The sequence below is a fragment of the Streptomyces sp. ATexAB-D23 genome (assembly GCF_000373645.1).
Lineage (GTDB): Bacteria > Actinomycetota > Actinomycetes > Streptomycetales > Streptomycetaceae > Streptomyces > Streptomyces castrisilvae.
Genome location: NZ_KB892010.1, coordinates 1 through 9,280 on the forward strand (window position 1 = coordinate 1; position 9,280 = coordinate 9,280).

General features: G+C 64.0%; 9 protein-coding genes. 5 read left to right on the plus strand and 4 right to left on the minus strand.

Annotated elements, in window-relative coordinates; translation table 11 throughout:
* The first annotated feature begins 161 nt into the window (after window positions 1–161).
* A complete protein-coding gene (locus tag B082_RS0111050) occupies window positions 162–1,379 on the plus strand; it encodes an IS256 family transposase (RefSeq protein WP_026249656.1) in 1,218 nt (405 codons plus the stop codon).
* 589 nt (window positions 1,380–1,968) lie between these two features.
* Here B082_RS0111050 and B082_RS0111055 read toward each other — a convergent pair.
* Genes B082_RS0111055 through queC form a run of 4 tightly spaced genes read right to left on the minus strand, consistent with a single transcriptional unit; the run spans window position 1,969 to window position 4,438 of the window.
* A complete protein-coding gene (locus tag B082_RS0111055) occupies window positions 1,969–2,745 on the minus strand; it encodes a GTP cyclohydrolase I FolE2 (protein ID WP_018551857.1) in 777 nt (258 codons plus the stop codon).
* A 3-nt stretch (window positions 2,746–2,748) separates the two neighbouring features.
* Window positions 2,749–3,105 (minus strand): 6-carboxytetrahydropterin synthase QueD, encoded by a 357-nt coding sequence (queD, locus tag B082_RS0111060; RefSeq protein ID WP_018551858.1) that lies wholly within the window; start codon window positions 3,103–3,105, stop codon window positions 2,749–2,751.
* Window positions 3,105–3,740 (minus strand): 7-carboxy-7-deazaguanine synthase, encoded by a 636-nt coding sequence (queE, locus tag B082_RS0111065; RefSeq protein WP_018551859.1) that lies wholly within the window; start codon window positions 3,738–3,740, stop codon window positions 3,105–3,107. Before queE ends, queD begins: the two co-directional genes overlap by 1 nt.
* 2 nt (window positions 3,741–3,742) lie before the next feature.
* Window positions 3,743–4,438, minus strand: a complete 696-nt coding sequence (gene queC / locus B082_RS0111070; protein ID WP_018551860.1) for a 7-cyano-7-deazaguanine synthase QueC — start codon at window positions 4,436–4,438, stop codon at window positions 3,743–3,745.
* A gap of 456 nt (window positions 4,439–4,894) precedes the next feature.
* On the opposite strand from queC, the gene B082_RS39810 reads away from it, so the two are divergent.
* From B082_RS39810 to dbpB (B082_RS0111090), 4 genes are read left to right on the plus strand one after another with little or no spacing between them, the layout of a single operon-like run.
* Window positions 4,895–5,455 carry a hypothetical protein gene (locus B082_RS39810; RefSeq protein WP_234018142.1) on the plus strand — a complete coding sequence of 187 codons (561 nt, stop codon included), beginning with the start codon at window positions 4,895–4,897 and terminating at the stop codon, window positions 5,453–5,455.
* Complete coding sequence (dbpB, locus tag B082_RS0111080; RefSeq protein WP_018551862.1) at window positions 5,455–6,588, plus strand: DGQHR domain-containing protein DpdB; 1,134 nt, start codon at window positions 5,455–5,457, stop codon at window positions 6,586–6,588. Before B082_RS39810 ends, dbpB (B082_RS0111080) begins: the two co-directional genes overlap by 1 nt.
* 29 nt (window positions 6,589–6,617) lie before the next feature.
* On the plus strand, window positions 6,618–7,805 hold the full coding sequence (gene dpdA / locus B082_RS0111085) for a tRNA-guanine transglycosylase DpdA (RefSeq protein WP_234018143.1): 1,188 nt from the start codon (window positions 6,618–6,620) through the stop codon (window positions 7,803–7,805).
* Window positions 7,806–7,843: 38 nt separating this feature from the next.
* The gene (gene dbpB, locus B082_RS0111090; protein WP_018551864.1) at window positions 7,844–8,947 is read left to right on the plus strand and encodes a DGQHR domain-containing protein DpdB; all 1,104 of its coding nucleotides are present in this window, start codon (window positions 7,844–7,846) and stop codon (window positions 8,945–8,947) included.
* The last annotated feature ends 333 nt before the right edge of the window (window positions 8,948–9,280 follow it).

Here is a 9,280-nt window from a genome sequence, read left to right on the forward strand (position 1 = left end):
GATGGTGTCCCGTGGAGTGGTGTAGCGGATCTTGGTGGGGGATGTGCGCCCGTTGTGAGCCGGCGGGTGCGTCGACTGCCTCTGTGTACTCCCTGAGAACGAGGTCGGCGACCGTGTAACTGTCCTTGGTGAACGGGCAGTTCGACCCAAGGGGGTACACGGTGGCCTTGTCACAGCATGACCTACTTCGCCTGCTGGAGTCACTACGTTCGGCGGACGGTCTTGAACTCGTGCGCGAAGTCGCCGAGCGGCTGTTGCAGGAGCTGATCGAGGCCGAGGCCACCGCGCAGATCGGGGCGGAGTGGAACGAGCATGCCTCCACCCGGACCGGCTACCGCAACGGGCACCGGGACAAGACGGTGACCACGCAGGCCGGGGATCTGGAGCTGGCGATCCCGAAACTGCGGGCCGGGAGCTTTTTCCCCAGCCTGCTCGAGCGCCGGCGTCGTATCGACCAGGCCCTCTACGCTGTGATCATGGAGGCTTACGTTCACGGTGTCTCCACCCGCAACGTCGATGACCTGGTCAAGGCGCTCGGCTCGGACACCGGCATATCCAAGAGCGAGGTCTCCCGGATCTGCGGCGATCTCGACGAACAGCTCGAAGTGTTCCGCACCCGGCCCCTGGACCACACCCGCTTCCCCTACGTCTACCTCGACGCGACCTGCGTCAAAGCCCGGGTGGACCACCGAATCGTCTCCCAGGCCGTGGTCATCGCCACCGGTGTCACCCAGGACGGCGGCCGCGAGGTCCTGGGCGTCATGGTCGGCGACAGCGAGACCGAAGCCTTCTGGGCCACGTTCCTGTGCTCGTTGCGCGACCGCGGTCTCAGTGGCGTCCGCCTGGTCATCTCCGACAGCCACAGCGGCCTGGTCAAGGCCATCCGCAAGGTCATGCTCGGCGCCGCCTGGCAACGCTGCCGGGTGCACTTCGTCCGCAACGTCTTCTCCGTGATCCCCAAAGGAGCCGCGGAGATGGTCGCCGCGACGATCCGCACGCTCTTCGCCCAGCCCACCGCCGAAACGGTCCGGACCCACCTCGACACCGTCGCAGACATGCTCGGCGCACAGTTCCCCAAGGTCAAAGAGATGCTGCTGTCCTCGAAGGAGGACCTGACCGCCTTCGCGGACTTTCCCCATCAACACTGGAAGAAGATCCAGTCGACCAACCCACTCGAACGGCTGAACCGGGAGATCAAACGACGCTCCGACGTCGTCCAGGTCTTCCCGAACACCGGCGCTGTCGCCCGGCTCGCCACCGCCGTCCTCGCCGAACTCCACGACGAGTGGATCGCGTTCCCCCGCCGCTACCTTTCCACCGAGAGCATGGACAGCCTCTATCCGGACAACACCCAGGCCCTCCCAGAAAGCACCAACTGATCAGCTACACCACGAGATGGGACATGACCCTCCAACCACCCCGGCACCGGCAGCAGCGGACAGATCTCCCGCCACTCGGTATCCGTCAGATCCGTGCCATATGCCGGCTCCCGGTGGGGCTGATCGGCCGCGTTCTCGAACCGGTGAGCGAAACAATCGCACGACACAACCGCCGAGTTGAGATCCCCACCCCCGACCGCGTACAACATAGACAACAGGGCCTCCCGGCGCGCTCGGTTTCTCGACAACTCCGAACTGCACCAGAGGCCCTGTCCTCATGCCAGGACACGGCAAGATTCACCCACCCCGACAGCCACTTTCGATCACACCGCACTCAAGATCGATAGGACAACGGCTTCTGAAGTCAGCGGCGGCCCCACGTACTGCTGCGGCGTTATGTACGACGATGACGAAGACACCTGTAGGGGTTGCGGCGACCCGCTTTAAGAGACCGTTGTGCTCCAACGTTGCGTCGCGGGCCTGCGACGCAACGCCCGCGATCCCCGATGGCCCCTCGCATTCCTCGGCCTCGGATGATCACAAACCGGACGCAACGCGACTACGCCGAGGCCCTGCCGCCTGTGGCGGGTCAGTGGTGGTTGTAAGTGAGGCTCGCGATGGCGTCGTGGCTGTGGATGCTTTCCAGGTTCTTCGCCGTGACGGTGTGGGTCAGCCCTTTGTCTCGGCAGGTGAGGCTTATGTCCCGGATGATGTCTTCGACGAACACGGGGTGGTCGTAGGCCTGCATGGTGACGACGCGTTCATCAGGCCGCTTAATAAGCGGGATGACGGGAGCGGAGCCAGTGGCACGCAGCATCTGGATGATCTCGTGGACCGGTAGGGGATAAGGGGTGTCGTCGGTGCCGGTGATCTCCAGGGTGATCTCGCTGCGTTGGTTGTGGGCGCCGTAGTCGGAGATGGCTTTGGAGCAGGGGCACAGGCTGGTGACGTGCGTGGTCACCGAGGTGGTGACAGTGCATCCGGAAGCGGTGATGCGGCCGGTGACGGTGACGTCGTGGGCCTGCCAGGATTCCCGCTGGCTGGCGGGGGCGGTGACAGCCGTGGCGATGGGCAGGGTCAGGGTGAGGGTGAGAGCCGGTGCATCGAGCAGGGCGAGGCCACGCTTGAGAGCGATGGGAAACTCCTGCGGGGTCAGCGTGGCGACTTCCTCGTGCACGAGCGCGATCATGCGGCTCATGTGGGTGCCGCGCCGGTCGGCTTGCAGGCCGACGGTGACGCTGATGTCAGCAATGCCCTGCTGTCGGGTGTAGCCGTCGTCGAAGGTGAGGGGGTAACGCAGGCCGCTGATGCCCACCTCGTCGATGGAAATGCCGCGGCGGTCGGCTTCGTTTTGGATGTCGTGCATGCCTTACACGCCTCGATAAGTGCAACCGGAGGTGCAGGTTTCCCGCACGGTGATCTCGGACAGTGCGGGAAGTTCGCCGATCAGCCGGTCCCAGATCCAGCGGGCCAGGTTCTCGCTGGTGGGGTTGTCCAGGCCTTCGATGTCGTTCAGGTAGTAGTGGTCGAGTTGAGCATCGATGGGCTTGAAGGCCCGCTTGATGTCGCCGAAGTCCATCACCCAGCCCAGTTCTGCATCGACGGGGGCTTCGACGTGCACGATCACCTTGTAGGAGTGGCCGTGGAGGCGGGCACACTTGTGGCCCTCAGGTACGCGCGGCAGGCGGTGCGCTGCTTCGAAGGTGAACTCGCGAAAGATTTCCATTACTGAATTCCCAGATACTTGTGCGTCTGGAGGGAGAGAGTCCAGCGCGGGTTCTTCATGCAGTATTCGACGGTGGCACGGGTATGGGCTTCACGGTGAGCGTCATCCAGCGGTTGCAGCCTGAAGTGCCGGAAGTCCAGTTCTTCGAACTGGGCGGGGTCACCGCCGACCTGCGGGTAGACCAGTTTCAGTTCGTCACCCTGGGTGAGGACCAGAGTGGAGCCGATCTTGGGGCTGACGCACAGCCAGTCGATCCCTCGTGGGGCCGGGCGAGTGCCGTTGGTTTCCACTGCGACTTCGAAGCCGCGCTCGTGCAGAGCCTCGATGGTTTCTTCATCCAGTTGCAGCAGGGGCTCTCCACCGGTGCACACCACGAACCGGTGGGCTCGATCGGTCGTGGGCCAGGCGGCCTCCACGGCATCGGCTAGGTCCTGCGGGGTGCGAAAGCGGCCGCCACCTTCACCGTCGGTGCCGACGAAGTCGGTGTCGCAGAACTGGCAGATGGCGCGGGCCCTGTCCTGTTCCCGGCCTGTCCACAGGTTGCAGCGGGAGAAGCGGCAGAAGACCGCCGGACGCCCTGCGTGGCTGCCTTCTCCCTGCAGGGTGTAGAAGATTTCCTTGATCAGATAGGTCATGCTCAGGCGCTCTGATACCGGACGGGGTCCTTCACGCCGGCTTCAGCGAAGCCCTTCAGGCGCAGCAGGCAGGTGTCGCACTTACCGCAGGCCTGCCCCTGCTCGTCGGGGTCGTAGCAGGAGGAAGTAAGGGAGTAGTCCACGCCCAGTCGCAGGCCCTCGCGCACGATGTCGGCCTTGGACAGCGCGATCAGGGGGGAATGCAGGGTGATCTTGGAGGTTCCTTCCACCCCGGCTCGGGTGGCCAGGTTGGCCATGGTGGCGAAGGCCTCCATGTACTCGGGGCGGCAGTCGGGGTAGCCGCTGTAGTCCACGGCTGTGACCCCGGTGAAGATGTCGCTGGCACCGACCGTCTCGGCGAACGCCAGCGCGAATGAGAGGAAGATCGTGTTGCGGGCCGGCACATACGTGATCGGCACCCCGCCCTCCTCGACGTCCTCCAGCGTCTCGTGCTTGGGCACCTCGATGTCGGAGGTCAGGGCAGAGCCGCCGAAAACCCGCAGATCGATGTCGGCAATGACGTGCCGGGCCACGCCCTGGGTCTGCGCCACGCGCTGAGCCGCCTCCAGCTCGATGCTGTGCCGCTGGCCGTAGCGGAAGCTGAGCGCGTAGGGAGTGAATCCCTGGTCCTTGGCGATGGCCAGCACCGTGGTCGAGTCCAGGCCGCCGCTCAGCAACACGATCGCGGGACGGTCCATGCTGTCACTCCCCTATCTGCAGTCCAGTTTCCTCAGTTGAGGCAGGTGCAGCCTACCCCCCTAACTACCGGCTACAGTAACCACAACAAAAATCGAGTTACGGAAGTCAGGGGTCGAGTCGCAGTGAACGAGTTGCCCATCGTGGTCACGTGCACGGACCGGAAGGCCTCACCACCCCTCGCGGACCTGCAAGCCCGCACCCTGCCCAGCGGCGACCTGCCGCAGCGAGCCGCGGAATGGGCACGCCGCCTGCAGGCAGTCCAGGGCCGGCAGGCGAAACTGCAGGACCTCTACCAGGGGGATCAGTGGCGGCGTGCGCTCGCTCTCACCGACGCCGCAGCTCGAGCAGGGTTTGTCCCTCGTCTCTATGTAGCCTCGGCCGGCCTGGGCCTACGGCAAGTCTCCAGCCTGGCGCCGTCGTATGCAGCGACTTTCGTACCACGACACGCAGATTCCGTGGCTTTCTCCAGTCCTGAAGCATCCCGGTGGTGGGATCACCTGCAGCACCTGGACGGCGCCAGCGATCTGTCTAAGATCGCCACGGCCGCCGGACGGGCACTGGTGGTGCTGTCGGAGACCTACGCCCAGGCCATGCAGCGGGACTTGCGCGGGCTCGCGGCCGCCGACGCCGAGGTGGTGCTGATCGGGGGCGCCTGCGATCTGGGCGGGGTGCTGCGGGTGCCGGCCAATGCCGCCCTGCGGAAGGCCCTCGGCGGAACCCTCACCAGCTTGAACACCCGCATGGCAGCCTCCTGGCTCGAGCACTGCACGCCGGGCCGCCTCATCAGCCCTGAGGCACAGGCGCGTTGGGATGCCTGGGCCTCTCAGGCGGCCCGGCCCGAACGTTACGCCCGCACACCTATGTCGGACGAGCTGGTGATCGCCTTCATCAAAGAGATGAAGGCCCTCCACCCCGACTCCTCCCGCACTCGACTGCTGCGTCTCTTCAGAGACAAGGGGATGGCCTGTGAACAGAAGCGCTTTGCAGACCTGTACACATCAACGATTGGCCGCTGATGACTTTCACTGTGCTTAAGCGTCGGGCCCTGCGGATCGAGCAGCACCCCACGATCCCGCTGTATGTGTTCACCTTGGCGGCAGAAGAGGTGCACCAGGTCGCCGACGTCGCGCGGATCTCCCGGGACGAGGCAGGCAGACTCATTGGCTACCAGCGCCCCGAGAAAAAGCAGCACGTCAAGCAGATCCTGGAGTATCTCGACAGTGACGAGGTCCTCTTTCCCAACGGACTGATCCTCGCCTTGCCCTCCAGTGTGCGGTTCAAGTCCAGCCCCGGCCCCAGCAGCAGCGACGGCCTGTGTACCTCCGGGACGCTGGAGATCCCTCTCCCCGATTCCCCCGATGCCCCCCGGCCGGCCTGGATCGTTGACGGCCAGCAGCGCAGCCTCGCTCTGGCACGTACGCGCAACACCCGCCTGGCCGTGACCATCGCTGGGTTTGTCGCCGAAGACCTGGAAACCCAGCGAGACCAGTTCCTGCGCGTGAACACGGTCTCTCCGCTGCCGACCAACCTCGTCACCGAACTGCTTCCCGAAGTCGGCACGGTGCTGCCGACCAAACTGTCCGCCAGGAAACTCCCCTCGGTCCTGGTCGAAGCCCTCAATCAGGACAAGGATTCGCCCTTCCACGGTTTGGTGCGGCGCCCTTCCACCACTGCCGAGCAGAAAGCGGAGGCTGTCGTCACCGACAACAGCCTCACCACGGCCATACAAGAATCCCTCAACTCCCCTTCGGGTGTTTTCTTCCCCTACAAAAATCTGTCTAACGGCACCGTCGACACTGCCACGATCCGGCAGATTCTTGTCATCTATTGGAATGCCGTCCGCGACACCTTCCCGGAAGCGTGGGGCCTGCCGGCGACTCGGAGTCGGCTGATGCACGGAGTGGGCATCCGCTCCATGGGGCGTCTCATGGACCGCGTAATGATGGCCATCCCCCCTGCATCTCCCCATGCGCTTGAGCAGGCACGGGCCGAACTCGCACTAGTCGCACCGCACTGCCGTTGGACCGACGGGCGCTGGCCGGACCTGAACATCCCTTGGAACGAACTCCAGAACAACCCGCGCCACATCAGCACCCTGTCGAACTACCTCCTCCGTATCTATGTGCAGGAAAAGGCAAAAGCCGCGTGAAATTTTATTTTCCTGACAGTCAGGACCTGGTGAGCCCCACCTACGACTTCGTCAACGACGAGTACTCGCCCTACCGTGTGCGCCAACGGGACGACGTCTACGCTCACCAGGTTGTGACGCCGATCCCCTACGACGGGATCCTCGTCAGCAAGGCGGTCGTCGACGGATCCGTGAAAGGCTCGGGAAAATACTCCTCCCCGCAGCGCGAGCGTTTCTACCGGCTGGGCGTGAGAAATTTCTTTCGTCTCCCCGAAGCCTGTGCCACCATCGGTGACTGTGGCGCCTTCAACTATATAGACGAAGAGCGTCCGCCTTACGAGGTGGATGAAGTCATGGACTTCTACGGCCGTTGTGGATTCGATGCGGGAATTAGTATCGACCACATTATCTTCGGGTATATTCCCGAAGAGTCTGATAAGCAGCCCGAAGACGCCTGGATCACCCGGCAGCAAATCTCCCTGGGACTTGCCGAAGAATTCATTACCGCAACACGAAAATCAGGCGCGCACTTCGAACCGGTCGGTGCAGCACAGGGTTGGGGCCCGCAAAGCTACGCGCACAGCGTGAAGCAGTTGCAGAAGATGGGGTACCGGCGCATCGCACTGGGCGGCATGGTTCCCCTCAAATCACACGAAATCCTCTCCTGCCTGCGCGCCATCGACGACATTCGCTCCCCGGGAACAGGACTGCATCTCCTCGGCATCAACCGGGTGGACAGCATGGAACAGTTCGCCCGTCACGGCGTGACCAGTTTCGACAGTACCTCCGCCTTCCGTCAGGCCTTCATGGATGACCGCAATAACTACCACTCGGCCACCGACTCCTACACGGCCATCAGGGTCCCCCAAGTCGACGGAAACCCCGCACTCAAGCGGCTCATCCTGTCCGGGAACGTGTCGCAGGCAGAAGCAATCGCCGCCGAGCGAGCCAGCCTGCGCGCCCTGCGCGAATTCGATCGCGAGGAAACGTCCATAGAGGAGGTCCTGACCGCCCTCGGAACCTACGAATCCCTCGTACTCGGGCCCAAAAAGAAAAGCTACCTCGAAGTGTACGAGCGCACTCTGAGCGATGCGCCCTGGCGCATCTGTCCCTGCGCCCTGTGTGAGAAGCACGGAATTGAGATCGTGATATTCCGGGGGAGTGAGCGAAACAAGCGTCGCGGATTTCATAATTTGACCGTGCTCGAAGCGAAAATTCGATCACTCACCTTCGGGTAAGATCCGCCCTCTACTTTTTATCCATGTCAGGAGATGCGATGGCCGACCGCTACGAACTCAGGCTCCCCGCACTTGAAGTGCGTCAGGGTGACCGAAAAATCTACTGCTTCGCTGTCGACGGAAAGAAGATCCACAGCTTCGCCGCCGTCTCCCGCGTCCGGCGGGACGACAGCAGCAGCCTGCAGGGCTACCAGCGACCCGAAGTCCTCAGCCACATCCGGGGCATCCGCCGCTACCTCGAGTCCGACAACGCCATGCTCCCCAACGCCCTGGTCCTGGCGTTCGACGAGTCCGTCAGGTTCGAGACCGGAGCACGCCGGGCTGCCGGCGTCGACTACTCCGTCCCGGGAGAATTGGTCATCCCCGTCGACGAATCCCTTCCCGATGAGGGAAAGCCCGCCCTGATCGTGGACGGACAGCAGCGCAGCGCCGCCATCCGCGACGCGGACCTGGCCGAATTCCCCGTAGCCGCCGTCGGATTCATCGCCGACGATCAACAAGATCAGCGCTCCCAGTTCATCCTGGTCAACTCCACCAAGCCGCTACCCAAGGGCCTCATCCACGAACTGCTGCCCGAAACCAGCGGACACCTCCCTCCCTCCTACGCCCGCAAGCGCCTGCCAGCGCAGTTGATGACCCGCCTCAACATCGACGGCGAGGGCCCCTTCTACGGCCGCGTCGCCAGCCCCACCTCCCCCCACGGCAACATCAAAGACACCAGCCTGCTGCGCATGCTGGAGCACAGCCTCTTCGAAGGGGCCCTCTACCAGTACCGCAACCCCGAAGACGGCTCCGGCGACGTCGAACGCATGCTGCTGCACCTGCGCTCCTTTTGGACCATCGTGCAGGAAACCTTCAGCGACGCCTGGAAGCTCCCGCCCCGCCAGTCCCGCCTCAGCCACGGAGCAGGCATCCAAGCCATGGGTTTCGTCATGGATAGCCTCACCGACGGCATGGCCGCCGAAGACGTCGACTGCGACCGGGTCCGCAACGCCATCCTGAGCCTGATGCCGGTCACCGCCTGGACCTCCGGCATGTGGCGCTTCCCCGACGGCGAACAGCGCCGCTGGAATGGCCTGCAAAACACCCCCAACGACATCCGCCTGCTCACCGACCTGCTGGTGCGCACCGTGCGGGGCTGACCGGCCGACTGGGTTCACCGTGCCTGGATCGGACACGGTGAATGCCCCTCATCTGCCGTGCTTGCGCCCGTCCTCGGCGGCTGCCAATTGGACAGACCCATCCTGCAGCGCATCCACGATGGCACGCACCACGGATACCGACCCGGCCCTGTGGGACTGTCGCCCGATTCGCGGGTGGTGTGCGGGGCTTCCGGCGGGGTCGGGGTGTGAGGTCGAGGTCGGCGAAGTGGGTGCGGCGTGTGGTGCCTGCAGGGAGTCCGGTCGAGTGGGCGTCGATGCGGTGCGGTAGAGCAGGGACACGATCATCAGGGCAGCATTACAAGTCCCCGTCGA

Excerpts from the sequence above, each read along its gene's own strand:
- dbpB (WP_018551862.1), top strand. The coding sequence starts at position 5,455 with ATGACTTTCACTGTGCTTAAGCGTCGGGCCCTGCGGATCGAGCAGCAC.
- queE (WP_018551859.1), bottom strand. The coding sequence starts at position 3,740 with ATGACCTATCTGATCAAGGAAATCTTCTACACCCTGCAGGGAGAAGGC.
- queD (WP_018551858.1), bottom strand. The coding sequence starts at position 3,105 with ATGGAAATCTTTCGCGAGTTCACCTTCGAAGCAGCGCACCGCCTGCCG.
- B082_RS0111055 (WP_018551857.1), bottom strand. The coding sequence starts at position 2,745 with ATGCACGACATCCAAAACGAAGCCGACCGCCGCGGCATTTCCATCGAC.
- queC (WP_018551860.1), bottom strand. The coding sequence starts at position 4,438 with ATGGACCGTCCCGCGATCGTGTTGCTGAGCGGCGGCCTGGACTCGACC.
- dbpB (WP_018551864.1), top strand. The coding sequence starts at position 7,844 with ATGGCCGACCGCTACGAACTCAGGCTCCCCGCACTTGAAGTGCGTCAG.